This window comes from Streptococcus sp. E29BA (genome assembly GCF_041807805.1).
Taxonomy (GTDB): domain Bacteria; phylum Bacillota; class Bacilli; order Lactobacillales; family Streptococcaceae; genus Streptococcus; species Streptococcus entericus.
This window is the reverse complement of the sequence record NZ_JBGTZA010000017.1, coordinates 18,593-35,241: the sequence shown is the minus strand read 5'-3', so window position 1 is coordinate 35,241 and position 16,649 is coordinate 18,593. Positions and strand designations below refer to the sequence as shown.

At 43.8% G+C, this 16,649-nt stretch carries 20 protein-coding genes and 1 pseudogene; all 21 read right to left on the bottom strand.

Features of this window, described 5'->3' with window-relative positions; translation table 11 throughout:
* Positions 1–24 precede the first annotated feature (24 nt).
* The 21 genes and pseudogenes from ACERC8_RS05665 to ACERC8_RS05565 all read right to left on the bottom strand — a co-directional run bounded on the left by ACERC8_RS05665 (position 25) and on the right by ACERC8_RS05565 (position 16,475).
* Positions 25–1,125 carry a nucleotidyltransferase gene (locus tag ACERC8_RS05665; protein WP_373658927.1) on the bottom strand — a complete coding sequence of 367 codons (1,101 nt, stop codon included), beginning with the start codon at positions 1,123–1,125 and terminating at the stop codon, positions 25–27.
* A gap of 266 nt (positions 1,126–1,391) precedes the next feature.
* Positions 1,392–1,997, bottom strand: coding sequence for a protein adenylyltransferase Fic (gene fic, locus ACERC8_RS05660; protein WP_373658926.1), 606 nt, complete (start codon positions 1,995–1,997; stop codon positions 1,392–1,394).
* Positions 1,998–2,193: 196 nt separating this feature from the next.
* A pseudogene (locus ACERC8_RS05655) lies at positions 2,194–2,343 on the bottom strand (Abi family protein); the annotation flags it as partial.
* A 129-nt stretch (positions 2,344–2,472) separates the two neighbouring features.
* Positions 2,473–3,792 (bottom strand): hypothetical protein, encoded by a 1,320-nt coding sequence (locus ACERC8_RS05650; protein ID WP_373658925.1) that lies wholly within the window; start codon positions 3,790–3,792, stop codon positions 2,473–2,475.
* Positions 3,782–4,867 carry a hypothetical protein gene (locus tag ACERC8_RS05645; RefSeq protein ID WP_373658923.1) on the bottom strand — a complete coding sequence of 362 codons (1,086 nt, stop codon included), beginning with the start codon at positions 4,865–4,867 and terminating at the stop codon, positions 3,782–3,784. The genes ACERC8_RS05650 and ACERC8_RS05645 overlap by 11 nt, the downstream gene beginning before the upstream one ends.
* Positions 4,868–4,951: 84 nt before the next feature.
* Positions 4,952–9,277: an Eco57I restriction-modification methylase domain-containing protein gene (locus ACERC8_RS05640; RefSeq protein WP_373658921.1), complete on the bottom strand. Its 4,326-nt coding sequence runs from the start codon at positions 9,275–9,277 to the stop codon at positions 4,952–4,954.
* Positions 9,278–9,280: 3 nt separating this feature from the next.
* Complete coding sequence (locus tag ACERC8_RS05635) at positions 9,281–9,946, bottom strand: methylase (protein ID WP_373658919.1); 666 nt, start codon at positions 9,944–9,946, stop codon at positions 9,281–9,283.
* Between the two features lie 199 nt (positions 9,947–10,145).
* Entirely contained in the window at positions 10,146–10,889 is a 744-nt protein-coding gene (locus ACERC8_RS05630; RefSeq protein WP_373658918.1) for a class I SAM-dependent methyltransferase, read from the bottom strand.
* Positions 10,890–11,116: 227 nt separating this feature from the next.
* On the bottom strand, positions 11,117–11,449 hold the full coding sequence (locus ACERC8_RS05625; protein WP_373658917.1) for a type II toxin-antitoxin system RelE/ParE family toxin: 333 nt from the start codon (positions 11,447–11,449) through the stop codon (positions 11,117–11,119).
* Positions 11,442–11,732 (bottom strand): hypothetical protein, encoded by a 291-nt coding sequence (locus ACERC8_RS05620; RefSeq protein ID WP_373658916.1) that lies wholly within the window; start codon positions 11,730–11,732, stop codon positions 11,442–11,444. The genes ACERC8_RS05625 and ACERC8_RS05620 overlap by 8 nt, the downstream gene beginning before the upstream one ends.
* Positions 11,733–11,847: 115 nt before the next feature.
* A complete protein-coding gene (gene rsfS / locus ACERC8_RS05615) occupies positions 11,848–12,201 on the bottom strand; it encodes a ribosome silencing factor (protein ID WP_373658915.1) in 354 nt (117 codons plus the stop codon).
* Positions 12,158–12,478: a GNAT family N-acetyltransferase gene (locus tag ACERC8_RS05610; RefSeq protein ID WP_373658913.1), complete on the bottom strand. Its 321-nt coding sequence runs from the start codon at positions 12,476–12,478 to the stop codon at positions 12,158–12,160. The genes rsfS and ACERC8_RS05610 overlap by 44 nt, the downstream gene beginning before the upstream one ends.
* Positions 12,450–12,656, bottom strand: coding sequence for a hypothetical protein (locus tag ACERC8_RS05605; protein ID WP_373658911.1), 207 nt, complete (start codon positions 12,654–12,656; stop codon positions 12,450–12,452). The genes ACERC8_RS05610 and ACERC8_RS05605 overlap by 29 nt, the downstream gene beginning before the upstream one ends.
* A complete protein-coding gene (gene yqeK, locus ACERC8_RS05600; protein WP_373658910.1) occupies positions 12,653–13,237 on the bottom strand; it encodes a bis(5'-nucleosyl)-tetraphosphatase (symmetrical) YqeK in 585 nt (194 codons plus the stop codon). Before yqeK ends, ACERC8_RS05605 begins: the two co-directional genes overlap by 4 nt.
* Complete coding sequence (locus ACERC8_RS05595; protein WP_373658909.1) at positions 13,234–13,866, bottom strand: nicotinate-nucleotide adenylyltransferase; 633 nt, start codon at positions 13,864–13,866, stop codon at positions 13,234–13,236. The genes yqeK and ACERC8_RS05595 overlap by 4 nt, the downstream gene beginning before the upstream one ends.
* An 11-nt stretch (positions 13,867–13,877) precedes the next feature.
* Positions 13,878–14,189: a ribosome assembly RNA-binding protein YhbY gene (gene yhbY / locus ACERC8_RS05590; RefSeq protein ID WP_373658908.1), complete on the bottom strand. Its 312-nt coding sequence runs from the start codon at positions 14,187–14,189 to the stop codon at positions 13,878–13,880.
* A gap of 38 nt (positions 14,190–14,227) precedes the next feature.
* The gene (locus ACERC8_RS05585) at positions 14,228–14,506 is read right to left on the bottom strand and encodes a DUF5301 domain-containing protein (RefSeq protein WP_373658907.1); all 279 of its coding nucleotides are present in this window, start codon (positions 14,504–14,506) and stop codon (positions 14,228–14,230) included.
* Positions 14,476–14,646, bottom strand: coding sequence for a hypothetical protein (locus ACERC8_RS05580; protein WP_373658906.1), 171 nt, complete (start codon positions 14,644–14,646; stop codon positions 14,476–14,478). Before ACERC8_RS05580 ends, ACERC8_RS05585 begins: the two co-directional genes overlap by 31 nt.
* Positions 14,646–15,755: a ribosome biogenesis GTPase YqeH gene (yqeH, locus tag ACERC8_RS05575; protein ID WP_373658905.1), complete on the bottom strand. Its 1,110-nt coding sequence runs from the start codon at positions 15,753–15,755 to the stop codon at positions 14,646–14,648. The genes ACERC8_RS05580 and yqeH overlap by 1 nt, the downstream gene beginning before the upstream one ends.
* The gene (locus tag ACERC8_RS05570; RefSeq protein WP_373658903.1) at positions 15,752–15,937 is read right to left on the bottom strand and encodes a hypothetical protein; all 186 of its coding nucleotides are present in this window, start codon (positions 15,935–15,937) and stop codon (positions 15,752–15,754) included. Before ACERC8_RS05570 ends, yqeH begins: the two co-directional genes overlap by 4 nt.
* Positions 15,909–16,475, bottom strand: coding sequence for a YqeG family HAD IIIA-type phosphatase (locus ACERC8_RS05565; RefSeq protein ID WP_373658902.1), 567 nt, complete (start codon positions 16,473–16,475; stop codon positions 15,909–15,911). The genes ACERC8_RS05570 and ACERC8_RS05565 overlap by 29 nt, the downstream gene beginning before the upstream one ends.
* Positions 16,476–16,649 lie beyond the last annotated feature (174 nt).

Sequence of the window (16,649 nt, the reverse complement as noted above, 5' to 3'; positions counted from 1 at the left end):
TATACTCCAAACTCTCAGAAAATACTAGTCTACGTTAGCCGATCGGATGACTTTTCGCCCCCAGTTTTGCTCCTTGAGGGCAGGGTGTCCCAGCTGATAGACACGATCCGCCTGCTGGGTAAGGGCGTCCCATGGCTTTTTGCCAATGCGTGTGACAAGCTCTACCTGACCTTTGATGCTAGACAGGTGGGCTTGCCCAGCGGGGCTAAAGCCCAAGACTCGCACCGCAGACGGCAAGTAAGCTTCTGTCGCATTGACAAGGATATAGGCCAGCACCCGTCGCACCCGCGCCTTAGTGTAGCGCTTGGTCGCAACATGTGCGATGAATTCGTCAATGGTCTGGCTATCGCCAATAGCAGAGCGGATACGACTAGCCAGCTCTGCATTGACCTGATAGATAGCTGTCAGGTTTGGATGGGTCAGAATCTGATAGCGAAGCAGAGGAAAATAATCTTCCCAGGAGACCTGCGGTGAGGAGAGCAGGAGGTCAGCCGCTGGGCTGACCTTGCGGACAAAGTCGCCATCTGCTATGTGCTTGCGGATGGCTGTCGCTGACGCATACTGCTCTGCCATTTCCTCCGAGTGAAAGCCTGCTCCCTGCCGAGCGATAGGGCAAAGGGCAATCCCTGTCCCAGCTGCCGCCTTGGTATAGGCCAGCGCCAAAATGTGGTTGGGGGTGTCGCCCGTGAAGGTCAGCCCCGTAAAGGTCTGCCACATGGCCTGCGCCTTTTCAGGGTAAGACAGGTGGTCGGGCAAGCGAGAGAGAAACTCTTCCATCTCCTCTGCCTGCTTGGCGTAGGTGTCCGCAATCAGCTGGTAGTCCATGACCGCCTCTGTCCCAAAGGCCAGCTGGTTAATCCCTAGCTGCCGCAGGATGTCCACAGCGCCTTTGGCAAAGTAGTCCGCCGACTGAACAGACACCAGAAAAGGCATCTCGACCACGACGTCTGCTCCATTGTCAAGCGCCATCTGCGCCCGCGTCCACTTATCCACGATGGCAGGCTCACCCCGCTGCATAAAATTGCCACTCATGGCAACGATTTTCAAACCTTCCACTTGGTCAAGCAGGTACTTGTGCCCATTGTGAAAGGGATTAAACTCTGCGATAATGCCTGTTGTGGTCATGGGTGGGGCCTTTCTGTAGTACGATAATCAACCGAACATTGCCTTGAGTGAAGATACTCAAGAATACTGTATTCAGATTCTCCTCCTCATTATAACACATCCTGAAAAGGTAAACCGTAGCTTTATGAGTGCTTCCTCTGCTATACCGACCAACAATATACTCTATGTAAGCTTCTGTTAATTGGTTTATCCCTTCCCAAGTTTTAGTTGGTGAGAAAGGGGTTAAATAGGCTATTTTTCATGAGCTGTTGTCTAAGGCAGAATAGCTATAATTCTTCCGTTTTATAGGTAAAATAACCTTCGTAATGGTAGCTGGCGTCCAGCCCTTTTATATAAATCTGCCGGTTATCTACAGCTGTTGTCAAGGCATGCTGGATAAGGTATTTAATTTCAATGCTTCGGATGGGGCTACGTTCCATGGCAAGAAGATAATCTTCTTTATCAATTTTTGACCAGTCAACAACTTGTCCCAACTGATGTTTTAGAAGGTGGTCAAGCCACAGTCTCCCTGCTCTGCCATTGCCCTCACGAAAGGGATGAGCGACGTTCATCTCAACATACTTGTCGATAATAGCATCAAAGGTCGTTTGGGGCATGGTGTCGATATGCTCAAGAGCAGCTCGAAGGTACATGGTCGGAGCAAAACGGAAATTCCCTTTGGCGAGGTTGACCGTACGAATCTCTCCTGCAAAAGGATAAATGTCCTCAAAAAGGTGGGTGTGAATAAAGGCGAGGGCACTAAACAGGCCTGGAGGTTTGTCTCTAAGCAAATCTTGTTCAAAAAGCTCCAATGCCTTTTTTTTACTGATTTTTTCCTCTTCCCTTGCCAAGTCGCTGGACGTGGTTAAGCCTAACTTGTTTTCTAATACCATAATGATTGTTCATTCCTTTCGTTTCACTCAAGGCACAACAATGAATGAAAGAATGTTACACTTGTTTTCGACTATAATTAACGTAGGAAGCCCCATCACCGACAAACAGGGAATCACTAGCTACTTCTTTACCTTTGCGAATAGGTTTCTTCAGCTACAAGACGGGTTGGAAAGAAGCACGATAAGTGGTAAATATCTTTTCTAAAAACAAGTCCTTGTAACCGCTGTTCACATTGTAATAATTTTCTTGCTCTAAAAAACGCTTGGACTTGCCATCCGTCGGCACAATCATACCACGGCTTCTTAGAATCGTCATCTGTTGGTTAAATGTCTTGTATTCTTTCATCCTTCTCATCTCCCATTAAGCTACTTCTATATCATTTTTGATAGCCTGTCAAGAAAAAAGTGGATGATTGATTTTTTTGTAGGTGGGGAGCATGATAAAAATATCTAATAACAATGATTATATATTTAATCATGCCCATAACAATACTAGGAAACTAACAAATAGTAAAATCAGACAAAAATATTTATTAAACTTTTCAATTCTTTTCAGCTTATCCAAGTCTTTATCAAAGTCACTATCCAATGATTGAATGAACTCTTGCTCAACACTGCTCAATACTTGATACATACTCTTTACATGTTGTTTATTTTTTAGAATAGCTTCTGATTCAAAATACCAACCCTTTTGATGGTTAACAAAATTTATAATAACTAAATACAGCATTGCTACAATTGATGAAATCAATATTTTAGTTATATTTTCTATACCATCAAATAACAGAAAAGCTAGAATTGTACCTGATAGCACTATAATTTGTTGCGTTAAATCATTAATAACAGTGCGAATACCAGCGATGGTTTCACTATGAATTTTAGCGTATTCTTCCGTTAACTTATTTTTATCATCCATATAACTTTTCATTTTATCAGTAATAAAAAGTGTATAATTAGACTCAAGTTTCTTTGATAATTTCTCAAATTCTTTATCTGATAGCTCGTCATTTTCATTCGCAAGAACTGAAAATAAATCTTTAAAAATTACTAATCTATCATAATATTTTTCTCTCTCAGAGAATATAAAATTCAAAATATAGTATAAGTTATCAAACGTAGATTGATTTAAAATAATCTTTCTTCTATCCAGTATCGAATTTCTATTAAAACTAATAATAATCTCATCATCTGATATTCTTCTCTCTGATAAAATATCAAGTATCCCGTCAATTGCATGACTAGCATACTTAGAAATATTATTTGAGTTGACTAAGTATGGAGTTGCAAAAAGACTTATTTGTTGAAAATTTTTATTCTCAAGAAAAATCTTAGGAATTTGAATACTATCATTCTTTAGAGTGGAAAAAATAGGTGAACAAATATCTATATTATTTTCAGGAAATTCAATTGTTATTTTATTTTGATAATCAACCAAATCTTTAAAACAACATTTTTCTAAAAATTTTCTCTCAAACAGAGGAAAATCTTTTTCTAAAAATAAATAGATTGTTTCATCTGGTAAATACTTTTGAGAAATTGTTAGTGCAATCTTATTTTTCTCTGAAATTTCAGGTTCATCTTTAATATGAAAATCATTAATATGAATAGTCATATTGCCCTGACTATCAAAAGGCCCTAAAGAGTTCTGTAATAATAATGTTTCTTCTTTATTTATTGAAAGAAGTTGAATTTGATATTTAAACGTTCCATCATCTCGAAATTCCATGATATTAGTCGTAATAGAATCTAAGGATGATGAATTATGTGATAATAATTCAAATAATTCACTCAGCATTTGAATGACCTTTTTCTTCTATTGGGAGTAAGTCTTTGTGAATTTTTAAAATTTTATATTCCTCAATTTCCTCCCAAATAATAATATCAGCTTCTTCTAAACTTTCATAATACGATACCTTAAATTTCCTATCTCCATAATCATCAGATGAAATAAATGTTTTCTTTGGTGGACGTTTTAACTTCGCTCTAAATTCTTGTACAACAGTATTATTCTTAGATTTGGCATTATTATAAGCTTGTTTTGCCAAAGCTTCAGCATCTGTTGGTCTATCTGCATTCGCAAAATCAAGTAAATCTTGTACTTCATGAATTAGTCCCTCAAACGATGTCTGTCGTTCTTCTGAAAGAAAATATTTTAATTTCTTCTCAACACTATCAGGCTCTCTATCAGTTTTTATATATGGCTTTGTAACAAGAGCAATATTCTCAAATGCTATCTGGGCTGCTGCTTCTGGATTGTCAATAATGGGGTCACTTTCTAAAAATTTACCTAAAAAATACTCTGAAATATTATCATCAGATCTATCCAAAACTTTTGAATGGATATTACTGCGTTCTTGACCTTCCTCCTCCCTTCCTTCTTTATACCGAACTGTTGATTCCTTATAAATTACAACTGCCTTATGTAATCTTGATTTACTATCAGGTAAGACATCTCTAAGAGTTTTCAATGTATTTTGGTCTGTCACCTGTAAAGCAGTATTGGTTTCCATTTTTGCAATAAAAAGTAAGTCTTCATCAGCTATTCGAGTAGCAAAGACAACAAGATAAAAATCTTTATGAAATCTTCTTTGTATTGCTTCTTTAAACTTTTCAGCTATGAATTGTGAACGCGTCTCGAATGTCTCTTGACTATCAAAAATTTCTGAAACATTTGTAACCAGTTCCAGAGTAGGTCTTTTAAACCGAAAGTTTTTTACATTACGGTCATCTCTACATGATAAAACACGATTATCAATATCTCTGGAGATATCAGAAAAATTTTCATATTGATTATCAAAGATAATTCCCGATTCTACCGCTACATCTGCTTCATTCTTAGAAAAATGAAATAATCTCAAGTACTTATTCATATATTCCTCCTATCCTCAAACAAATTCAACTCCCCACCGTCCACTTAGGCGATCCGTCACCTAAGTGGACGGTGGGGTTATCTCCTACTCCATCTCCCTAACCTTCTCCTCAATAAAGGCAATTTCTTCCTCTGATAGACCATATTTCCGATAGAAATATTGGTCAATCTCAGCAATAGACAGATGCCAAGGTACATCTGAATCCGCTGTAAAATCTTGTATCGGTACATTAGCCCAAGTTTCTTTTGTTTTATTATTTTGAGTTATTTTTAATGTCCCTAACATCAAACGAGCAAATTTTGTTTTAATATACTTCAAGCACCGTTCTGCTTCTTCTTGAGTTTCAAAAGCTCCAAAAGAAATAAATGTTTGTGTATAACCCACGAGTGGGGTCGATAGAACTTCGCCTATCGCCCCACTGCCATTAGCACCAGGCACAAATACTTTCCATTTGTCAAGATTTACATGATCTTGAATGTATTCCCTATTTGTCCATTTAAGTACCCGGCGGCCATTCAATCTCCCGTATATTTGAATGTCACTCCTATTTTTTGGCTCATCGCTAAACATCTCACTAAATCTGTCAAATATATTTGAACCAACAGACTTTCGTTCCGATTTTTTAACCCTCTTCTCAAATTGAGGAAAGTCTTCATAAACTTTTTCTGTTAGCTTATGGGTGCTGTTGCCAACTAATAATTTGTTGAAAGAAATAAATTCACCTTTTACAACTTTTTGAAGAATAGTATTAATCTCCTCAAAATTTGAAAATGTTCCAAGAGGTCCTTTTTTATGATTAGTATTTCTATAAGTTACCACCACACCACCTTTAATATCAGTGTTAGGAAAAACTTTTGCACTATCTTGGGAGTAATAAATCACTTCAAGATGTGGATCAGACAACATTTTTTCATTCCATATATTAGGAGTCTGACCAGCTTTAAACAGAAAACGACCAGGAGTGATTAACACTACTCTGTCAGCTAACCGATACGATAATTCCATGAAATAGTGGTAAATTGGAGTATCTCGATTATTATCCGTCTCCTCCTGATATGGCGGGTTACCAATCACAACATCAAATTTCACGTCTTTGAAGACCTCCTTTATCTTGTCTTGACCGCTTGAGAGGTCGGTTTTGAGGCTTTGGCTGAGCCCATCGATATAAGCGACATTGACAGGCAGGTTGCGGTAGCCAGCCAGTGTCCGCTCAGTGATGGTCTTGGCCATCGGGGTTTTAGCGACAGCATAAATCTGCTCCTGCAAAATCTCGCCATAAACCGCCAACTCGTCAAAATGACTATCCTCATTAGTCTCCACAGCCTTGTGGAAGAGACTAATGGCCGCATGTAGTGGATAAAGCCCTGTTTTGGCGTTGATATCAAGGAAGGTCTTACCTTTTTGGTAAATAGCAGAGCTATCCTCACGCTCTACCCAGTGCAGGACTGATTTGCCATCTATGGTCATACTGGTAAAGCTATCATCAAAAAAGTTAAGCCCTCCGATGGTCTTGGTCACTTGCAGATTGACCACCCGCCAAGGGGTTAAGACCGTTTCCTTGTCAGGATTCTTAAAGGTGCTAAAGAGCTCCGCAATTTTCTCAGCCCGCTCGATGACCCCTAGTCGGTCAAAGGATTTAGCCCGACAACGGATAATGCGCCCCGCCTCGATAAAGACCTCAGGATCGTAGAAGCGGACAATCTTGCGGAACATCCCTTTAGTAAAGCCCTTTGGCATAAACTCCTGCCAGGAAGCGTCATCTACTGCACTGATGAAACGATCGATACTGATGTCCTCATCAAGGTCAACCATCATCCCGTAAATCATCATAGGAATACGGATAGAGACTCCACGTAGGATGGAAATCATAGCCTTACGCTGGTTTTTAGCTTCCTTGAGCTTGGCAAGTAACTCCTCTTCTTCTTTGGTTCGCTGCTTTTTCGGTTTCTTCTGGACTACTTCCGCCTGTTCATGCTCTTCCTCGCTCATGCCATTGTCATTGATGATAATCTTGGTCTGGCGTTCTTTATTGGTCGTGCCAACGATAGCCTTGACATCGTTAAACAGACTGGCATCATCTGCTGTCAGGGTTAAGAGCTGATCATTGTAGAGGCTATCGTCCTCAAAGCCTGACCGCACCGCTTTTTCCGCATAGACTTTCTTGAGCTGGGTCAGCATACGATCGACGTTGTAAGTTTTCATGCCATTACCATCATTACTCAAAATGGGCATAAAATTAAGGAGTTTCGTCATGGCACTTGTTTGTGCCTTACTGTTTTTCTTACCGACACCAGAGTTAATCCGAGCTGACTCTGCCATGACAGTCAGAGCACGATCAGGAGCAAAGTCAAAGACATAGCAGACTTCTTTTTTGCCTAATGTTTCATGAGAAAATGGCGTCTGCGCACGAAAGGCCGCTTGCAGATAGTTCATTGGGCTTGTCGTATTGTTCAAAAAGACCACGCCCGTCCACTCTGGAACATTGACCCCAGTGGTCAGCTTGCGCACCGTTAGGGTGATGGTCTTGGTCAGACTTGGATCGTCTCCAATCGCCCGCTGTACCTTTTCAAGGTCATCAGCCGTTGCCTCACCGCTATTGTCACCATCTTTCACCACATTGACGATGGTGTAATCTTTTCCAAAGACAGGGTGGGCGAGAAGCGCTTGCTCAAAGGCTGCCGCTTCCTTGACCCCAGGCAAGAGCCAAAGGGTGTGACGCAGCGTTTCACGATAACTAGCCGTGGAGAAAGGGTAGTCTGTTTTAGGGTTTTCCTGACTAATCTGGTCTAAAAAGGCTTGAACCTCCTGCTTGTAGACCAGCTCCTCTTTATCATCAACCTTGAAGAACTCACGGAAGTTAAAGGACTTGCTCTCGTCAGCAAACTTCTCTTTGTTTGCCATCTCAAAAGTGTACATCTCAACCCGTGGCAATTCCCCGTAAGGGTTCGGCTTACCAGGATGGGTTAGCTCCCAGCGGAGTTTCGCCTCCTGCTTCATGGTATAGTCCCAAGTATAAACCTGCTCCTCGTCGTACTGATCCAGCAGGTTAAAAGGAGTGCCTGAGAGCTCAAGGATTTTCGTTTTTTCCTTCACAAGGGCGGTCATAACCGTCTGATTGAGCTCGGTCTGAGTCCCCTCATGCGCCTCATCGATGATGATCAAATCCCAGTCCACATCAGCATAGTCCGCCAGATTGACTTCACCACCGCCATATCTAAGCAACTGAATCGAGGCAAAATAGATGAAAGGTGTTGCTCCCATTTTTAGAACATCGAGTTTTTCCCCTCGATCTTTGGCACCATAACGGTAGCCTGCTTCTGCCATCTTCATCTTGCCAAAGTCATCAAACCAAGAATTTTTAACCACAGGACGATGGGTCATGAGCAGTACCTTTTTAAACACCATATCCTTGATGAGTTGGAGACTTGCCAAGGTCTTACCAAAACGCATCTTGGCATTCCAGAGCATCCTGTCTTTCTTTTTGAAGATAGCCTTCGTCTGGTTGACAGCGTCTTGCTGATTGGGGCGTAGAAAAAGGACTGCTTCATCAGCAGTTGCTGGCAAATTGAGAGCATAGCGACCTTCTTTGACCGCTTTAATGGCTGCCTTAGCGGTTTCAAGGTCAACTTCAAACCATTCATTTCCTTGGAGTTTTTCGGCTTGTTTAATGCCTGAACGCTTCAAGACCTCATGCACATCATGGTCGTGAAACCATTTTTTCTGAGCTTTTTGCCAAGCTAACTCTACCCAACCCAACTGATAGGTCAGTCCTGCGGTTGTCATGTACTGTTTAATCCGCTTTGGGGCAACCTGACGTAGAAAGTCACTGTTAGCAGTCCAATCAGCTTCCATGTCATCTTCAGCAATCGTTCCTTCACCGATTTTTTGCGTTCCATCGTAAGCCGAAAAACCACCGTTGCTATTATCCACCGTTTGGATATAGATGAACTTGCGTTCCGCCGTCTGATAGCGTTGTTGAGCTTGAGGGATAAAAAAGTCCCTGATCATCAGCTGGTCATCCACATAGGTTTTCATAAACCAAACCAGCAGAAAATGAATGCTTGCCAGAGATTTTTCGGCATTCTCCTTAGTGGCTTGTTCTGAATTGAGGACATGAACCGCATCGTTCCCTCGCCCTTTCAAGCGACGAAAGGCCATCATGACCTCACCTGATGGGTCTTCAATCTGCTCATCAATCAATTTTAAGGTATTATGAAAGGTCAATCGTTCCGCATCAAGATAGCACCGATCGGCGACTAATTTCGCTAAGTGTTCAGCCAGTTTTCTGGTATTAAAAAGAACATTTTCAAAATGTTGGTATGTAAAGCTCTCCTCCGCAATATTTGCTGTGGCAACTAATTCACCCAAGTCTTCATCAAGTTTCAAAAAATCAAAATTACTGGTTAACATCCTCTAACCTCTCAATTGATACACTTTCTGTATTGGTAAAATGGTTTCTTGCGTTTGGTCATCATCGTCAAACTCAAACAAGCTCAACTGTCCCTCGACAACAGTAGCTTCTGCTGATTTTTCTCCCAGCATATCGGCAAAAATAACCTGTTTACAACTCACCTTACTAGGATTGCCTTTGATCGCTTGCCACTCCCAAAAAACAATGAGTTCATTGGTATCAGGATGTCGTTTGGTCAAGGTGTTCCCTCGGACAATATTGCGATGAATGAGAAAATGTGCCGAGCGATAGAGATCGGTCTTGCTACCCAATCGTTCACCAAACTGGGTCTCATACCAGTCTAAATAATAGATAAAGAGCCGATCACGTGCCACTTCTAGATTATCCGCTAAAAACTCAATACCGTAGATACTAGCGAGGGCAAAAAGAGATTTCGTCTTCCAATTCTTCTTATCGTATTGTTGCGTCAAAGCCTGTAATTTTCTCTCCAAAATCGCCAACAAAAAATTCCCATCACCAGCAGCAGGTTCTAAAAAAGTCGCATGAATCTGCTCACAAGCCGACTTTATCTCTGGAATATCCAGCATCATCTCTACCATCCATCTGGGGGTAAAAACTTCTCCGTGTTGCTGAACACGCTGTTTTGACTTAATCAGTTGTTCGGTCACACTAAGCCCCTTTCATCAGTATACTAGCTTTATTATACCATAAAAAGCCCTTGGTTTAGGGCTTTTTCACGATTTGTAAAACAAACTTAGGAAGGATATAAGCCTCAGCGGAACAATAGGTTGCCATTAGCGGAAGGATAGAGAATAAATCAACACACTCAATGGCAAAAATACGGAGCTCTCTGTGGCTAGTCACGCCTTACTTCCTCCCCACAAAAAACCATCGTCTGCTTTTTTCTGTTGGTTCCTTGTCTTCAAAGTCCGCATAGACCTTGACATCGGTGAAGCCGACCTGTTCCAGCAAGACGTCATAGGTCAGGAGTTCGTAGGTACGTTCTTCGTGAATCTCATCGTAGCGGGTAAAGCGTCCATCCTCGTCCTTGATGAAAAAGGTCAGCTCATGGACAACCGAGTGCGGCGCCTCATCTTCATAGGTGTCCCAAACCATGGCAAAATCCTCTGCATTTTCATGATGAGAATAGCCCGGGAAAACCTCATCCGTCTGATAGGTCGAGTGAACGTCAAAAATAAAAGTACCACCATCATTGAGATGAGCGCAAACGCCAGCAAAGACATCCCCCATCTCCACCTCGTCCGCCAGATAGCAGAGCGAATCAGAGTAGCAGGTCACTAGATCAAACCGCCCCACACCGCTCAAGTCCAGCATATTGCCCGCCACAAAGTCAACGGCAACCTTGGCAGAGGACGCCCGCCGTTTTGCGACCTCCAGCATCTCCTCACTCAAATCTAAGCCCGTCACCTCAAAGCCCGCTTGTGCGAACCGCACCGACTGGATGCCCGTCCCACAGGCCAGCTCCAGCAGTTTGGCTCCCTTTGGTTTTTTAGGAAAATGGCGGAGCGAAAAGTCCGTCCAAAGGTCATACAGCGAATCGTCCATGATAGCATCATAGACCGATGCGAATGTTTCGTAATTTTTAGTCATACACTTCTTTTCTATCTAATTTCTGAGGTAACACAGACAGTAGTAATCGCCTAAGGGCGTCCCATACCTAAGTTTTGAGCCACAACCTCGAGACTTCCGTCATGAACGAAGAGTTTTCTTTCGTTCACTAGTGCTAGAGCGAGAGTCATCTTATACAGCTCACTTTCGCTCACTGCTCCTTCCCTTCTCATTTACAGTTACTGACTTTGCCACATCATCACAACAGCTTACTTAAACAGCTTAAAATAGTCACTCTTTGTGGATAGCAGATACCGCACCTGAACAATTTTCTCATCCGTATCAACATCATACAAGACGATATATCCCTTTTTCAAGGGGAGCCCTCTAGTCACATGACCAGGGGTCAAAGCCTTTCCAAATCGTTCATCAGCATTAAACCCTCGCTCTGGAAAAATTTCTAAACTTCTTAAGCCCCTAATCAGCTCTCGTACAAGTTTCTCTCCAGCCGATGGATTGGATAAGCTATGACTGATGTATTGTCTGATTTCTCTTAGCTGCTTATAAATTTGATTGGGCACTTGAACCTGATAGTTATCCAAAAAGCTGCTCCTCTAGTTCATCCAAGGTCAGGTAGTTGCCAGCTGACATGTCAGCTACATTTTTCTGTACTTCTTCCTGCAATTCTCTAAACAAGCGTTCCCTTTCCAACTCTTCTTCAGAGAGCAAGTCCACCTGACCTGTGACAGCGATATTTTTCAAAAACAACTTTAAGACTTTGCCCAAACTGCTGCCTTGTCCTTCGACAACCGCTCTCGCCTCCTCAACTAGAGATGGCTCTACCCGAAAGTTCACAATTTTTGTTTTCTCTGCTACTTGTCCCATCGTTATTTCCTTTCTGCTTTCATCATCGCTTTACACATTGTATCACATGTGTGATGCTTTTTCAAGGACTAGGGACAAGGGCACAAAACCCTTGCCAGCTGACAAGGGTTCATTGCTATGCAATAAATTCTGCCACATCGACCATTGGGGCTTCATGCCAGAGTTTTTCGAGGTTATAGTGGGCACGGTCATCATCGCTAAAGATGTGGACGATGACGTCATTGAGGTCTAGGAGCACCCAGCCCCCCTTGCTGTCGCCTTCGATGTGGCTGGCATCATGTCCAGCTTCCTTGACTTTTTCACGAATATTATCCGCTAGGGCTTCCAGCTGGCGAGAATTGGTCGCTGTCATAATGACAAAATAGTCCGTCATGCTGGTCAAACCTGCCAAGTCCAACACCACAATATCCTCTGCTCGCTTTTCATCAGCGGCTTTCACAATCACTTCTACTAATCTTTCTTTCGTCATTGGTTTTCCTTATTTTTCGTTTTGTATAAAATTCACGCTCGTCTTGGTCAAAGACTTCAAAGCCCAAGCGAGTGAGCAAGCCAGCCATCTGAACATTCCCCTTGACATAATCCGCCCGTACATGGTCACAGACGGGGTCAGCTGTTGCGAGCGCAATGACCGCTTCCACTGCCGCACGACCGTAGCCTTTGCCTTGATGCGTTTGGTCAATCATCAGCCGCCAAATCATGTACTGATTCTCTTCTGCATCAATATCCAGCAGGACAAATCCGACCACCGACCACCTCATCTCCTGCCCAGACAGCATTAGGAAAGACATCGCCATTGTCACGATAGATCCAGCACTCAGCAAGAGACGTCGCATTATCGGCGACCCAGTGTCTTTGCTCCTCACGCACCGTTAGTTGTAAGACCTGATAAAAGCTGGTCTCATCAACAGGTTTCAAGGCAATCATAGATACCTCACATAAGCATTATAGGTCTCCAGGGTCTGGGGATAAATCGGCAGTCCCTTGTAAGTCAAGTGTTCAATAGTTCTTGCTGTTTCGTAGGCAACGGCTTTATCAAGGTCTTCTGCTGCCAGCTGGCGAGCAGTCTCCACACCTGGAAAATCTCTGCCTGGTTCGATATAGTCAGCGACGTAGATAACCTTGTCAAGGAGTGTCATGTCACTTGCCCCTACGGTGTGACGGGCGATGGCGGTCAAGATCTCCTCATCTGTCAGCCCAAACTGCTCTGTAATGAGGTAACGTCCGACCAGACCGTGCCAGACGTTATTGCCCCAAGTTTTGAGGGTTGGGTTCAACTGGTAACGGTCAATGAGGTCAAGAAAAACGCTATCTGGTTGCTCCTTGGCGTAGTCATGCAGGAGTGCCGCAAGACTGGCCTTAACAGGGTCGCAAGCGTAGCGATCGGCGAGCTCCAAGGCAATCCTCTCCACGCCTAAGACATGGCGGAAACGTTTCTCACTCATCTGCTCTGCTATGACCCTTAAAAGCGCCTCGCGTGAGAGGGAAATGTAGGGTTCGTAGATCATCGGTAGAGCCCCTCTTCCTCAATATAATCCAGCACCTCGTGGGGAAGGAGGTAGTTGGGCGTGCGCCCCTTTTTGATGAAGTCACGCACCATACTGGAGGAGATGTCCATGAGAGGAACATCGACCCAAATGACAGGATAGGACGTTCCTGCCTTGTAGCGAGGACGCTGAACGCCGACAAACTGAACGAGATTGACCAGTTCATCAATGCGGTGCCACTTGGGCAGGTACTCGACCATGTCGCCACCAATGATAAAGTAATAATCGGTTTCAGGGTTTTTCTCGGTTAAGAGTTTCATGGTGTCGTAGGTATAGGAAATGCCCTGACGCTCCAGCTCAATGGTTTCGATACCTAGCCCTTCAACGCCAGCAATGGCGCGCTTGAGCATCTCTAGCCGATGGTTTTCATCAATAGTCTCTTTTTTATCAACATGGGGCGGTTTATACTCAGGCATGAGATAGACCGCATCCAGACCCAGTTGCTGGCGAACCTGATCCGCCACAACCAGATGGGCGTTATGTACAGGGTTAAAATTGCCACCCAAAATCCCAACCTGACGGCGGTTGGTCGTTTTTTCTGTTGTTTCTAACTCAACCTTGGTAAAGGGGGTTAAGAGTTCAATCGGCATAGGCCTTCCTCCTAAATCTCTCGTACTTCTATAGATAATTTACGGTTTTCTTTCTTAGCAGATGGCTTAAACAAAATCAAAATCCGACCGATTTTTTGAACGGTATCCAGACCGATTTCGTCTTCGAGGATTTCTGCCACCTCGTGGATGTTTTCGTCCGTGTTCTGCAAGAGGGTGACTTTAATCAGCTCACGAGCGTCCAAAGCCCGACGGATAGAGGTCTTGATTTCATCAGTCAAACCGTTTTTACCAATCTGCACAATCGGCTTGAGGCTGTGGGCTTGGCTATTGAGAAAAGCCCGCTGTTTTGAAGTTAATGTCATGATTTCTTCTTTCTTTTTTAGGAAAATGGCAGAGCAGTCTAGTTGACCGTCTCGAGCCACTTGTCGATAGGTATGTTGAGTTTGTAGATGCCGGTATAAGACCGTTCTAAATAGGTCGTCCTTCCCTCTGGATAGAGATAAGCAATGGCATAATTCTGCCCGGGCTTGAATATCATTTCAACTCTGGCATAACGCTCAGCATAAGGGACATCATTGACCGATTTTTGACGGGTCTTGTGGGACTGAGAAAGGGTCTCAAGAAAAGACGCGATTGTCTCCTCGTCTTCTATCCGAAGAGGCGTATCAGGTGAGACCAAAACGCTGTGTCTTTTTCTGTCGAAAGCGTAATCGCACTCATCTCTCCTGCTTCTGGTAAGCTAGGTGCTGACCCAGGCCCCTGCCAATAGACAAGCCCAGCCAGCAACAAACCAAGTAGCACTATCACAACTTTCTTCATCAGATAATCGCCTTTCTCTTGAGCACAGCGACACCTTCTGGTGCCCAAGCGGAGACCTTGCCAGCACTGCCAACCCGAATCCAGCCCAGTCCTGAAAAAACGATGTCGCTCTTTTCATTGATGGTAAAGTCATGCTTGACCAACTTTGGAAACTCAGCCGCTTCCTTGCTAGCAGGCGGGGTCAAGAGACCTCCGACATGCTTGTCATAGAAGGCATCTGCCCCAGCTAGCTTGGTACGATGGAGCTGCAGGTTATTGTCCAAATAAGCTGTAAAGCCCTGCTTTTCCCCAGAAAGATAGTCAAACCGTGCCAGACCGCCGAGAAAAAGGGTCTGTCCAGGATTGAGCTGGTAGGTTTTGGGCTTGATTTCCTTTTTAGGAGTGACTAGTTTGAGGGCCTTGTCGGACAGGTAATGCGCCATCTGATGGCGATGGATAATACCCGGTGTATCATAGATATAGCTGCCATCGTCCAAGGGAATCTCAATCTTGTCCAAGGTCGTCCCAGGAAAGCGAGAGGTCGTGATCACGTCCTTGTCGCCCGTGATTTCCTGAATGATGGTATTGATCAGGGTGGACTTACCGACATTAGTCACGCCAACCACATAGACATCCCTGCCCTTGCGGTAGTGGTCAATCTTTGCGATCAACTCTTTAATGGCATAGTTGTTTTGAGCAGAAGTCAATAGGACATCAACAGGACGAATGCCCTCTTCATGCGATCGCTCGGTCAGCCACTGGGTCACCTTGCCATCCTTGACAGACTTGGGCAAAATGTCTTTTTTATTGCCGACCAAGAGGACATCATTGCCTGACACAAAGCGCGGGAGCCCCGGGATAATGGAACCATTGAAGTCAAAGATGTCCACCACATTAACCACCAAGGCGTCGCTGTCGCCAACCTCGTGGAGCAGTCTCAAAAACTCATCATCAGAATTCGAGACATCCGTGATGTCGTTGTAATGGCGGAGCCTGAAACAACGCTGACAGTAGAGCTCTCCTGTTTCTAAGCCCTTATCGAGTGCTGACTGAGGCGTAAAGCCCAAACCAGCCTTATCGGTTGTCTGAATGGCAACGCCACAGCCGATACAGTGTAAGGTGTCGTTCATTTCTTTTTACTTTCTAAGTGATGTGTATAAAGCCGTCTACCCAGATTTGCCAGCAAGGTGCCGAGAAAAATCGCACTGAGATAGGGCAAAAAAGTATAGGATAGACGAAAGAGGCCAAAAATCACACCAAAACTGATGACAAAAGCCACTAGACTAATCAGTAATTTCACGAGAAACGTCATAAGTTACCTCCGATAATTGCCGTTGATAGGTGAGCTGACCATACTTGTCTTCGATTTTCTGCAAGACCCGACGCTCTCTAAAGCGGTTGATTTTGGTGTTCCAAGCATCGGTGGTCACCAAGGGACGAACCAGAATGGAGCGGATACCCGCCCGATGAGCTGCTCGAATGTCGGTCATCAGCTGATCGCCGACCATAACTACCTCATCGCGGCCAAAGCCATAACGGGCAATCGCCTTGTTAATACCGTAAGCAAAAGGTTTCATGGCACGGCTAACAAAATCAACACCGAACCGCTCCACCGCACGCTCTACCCGCGACTGCTTGTTGTTGGACACGACCACCACAGGCAGACCAGCCTCTGTCATCTCATCCAACCAGCCCCGCAATTCCGGCGTCCCATCAGGATTATTCCAGGCAATCAGGGTATTGTCCAAATCCACCAAAACAGCCTTAATCCCTTGCGCACGCAAGGCATCAGGTCGCAAATCATAAACCGCTTCGACCACAAAGGTCGGTATATAGTCTTCTATACTCACGTCTTTCTCCAAAAAATTGATGTCCTTTTTATTATAGCACATTTTTGGGAAAATAGCAGAGCTGGTAGCTTGTTTGCTCTAGTTGCCACGTTTTCCTTTGTTATCAATTGTTTATATTTTTCAAAAATAAAACAAGTTCGCACAAAAACACTTGATTTTCTAGGCTAGTTATAC

Coding starts and splice junctions, on each gene's coding strand:
- ACERC8_RS05665 (WP_373658927.1), bottom strand. CDS start 1,125: ATGACCACAACAGGCATTATCGCAGAGTTTAATCCCTTTCACAATGGG.
- fic (WP_373658926.1), bottom strand. CDS start 1,997: ATGGTATTAGAAAACAAGTTAGGCTTAACCACGTCCAGCGACTTGGCA.
- ACERC8_RS05650 (WP_373658925.1), bottom strand. CDS start 3,792: ATGCTGAGTGAATTATTTGAATTATTATCACATAATTCATCATCCTTA.
- ACERC8_RS05645 (WP_373658923.1), bottom strand. CDS start 4,867: ATGAATAAGTACTTGAGATTATTTCATTTTTCTAAGAATGAAGCAGAT.
- ACERC8_RS05640 (WP_373658921.1), bottom strand. CDS start 9,277: ATGTTAACCAGTAATTTTGATTTTTTGAAACTTGATGAAGACTTGGGT.
- ACERC8_RS05630 (WP_373658918.1), bottom strand. CDS start 10,889: ATGACTAAAAATTACGAAACATTCGCATCGGTCTATGATGCTATCATG.
- ACERC8_RS05620 (WP_373658916.1), bottom strand. CDS start 11,732: ATGGGACAAGTAGCAGAGAAAACAAAAATTGTGAACTTTCGGGTAGAG.
- rsfS (WP_373658915.1), bottom strand. CDS start 12,201: ATGACGAAAGAAAGATTAGTAGAAGTGATTGTGAAAGCCGCTGATGAA.
- ACERC8_RS05605 (WP_373658911.1), bottom strand. CDS start 12,656: ATGATTGCCTTGAAACCTGTTGATGAGACCAGCTTTTATCAGGTCTTA.
- yqeK (WP_373658910.1), bottom strand. CDS start 13,237: ATGATCTACGAACCCTACATTTCCCTCTCACGCGAGGCGCTTTTAAGG.
- ACERC8_RS05595 (WP_373658909.1), bottom strand. CDS start 13,866: ATGCCGATTGAACTCTTAACCCCCTTTACCAAGGTTGAGTTAGAAACA.
- yhbY (WP_373658908.1), bottom strand. CDS start 14,189: ATGACATTAACTTCAAAACAGCGGGCTTTTCTCAATAGCCAAGCCCAC.
- ACERC8_RS05580 (WP_373658906.1), bottom strand. CDS start 14,646: ATGAAGAAAGTTGTGATAGTGCTACTTGGTTTGTTGCTGGCTGGGCTT.
- yqeH (WP_373658905.1), bottom strand. CDS start 15,755: ATGAACGACACCTTACACTGTATCGGCTGTGGCGTTGCCATTCAGACA.
- ACERC8_RS05570 (WP_373658903.1), bottom strand. CDS start 15,937: ATGACGTTTCTCGTGAAATTACTGATTAGTCTAGTGGCTTTTGTCATC.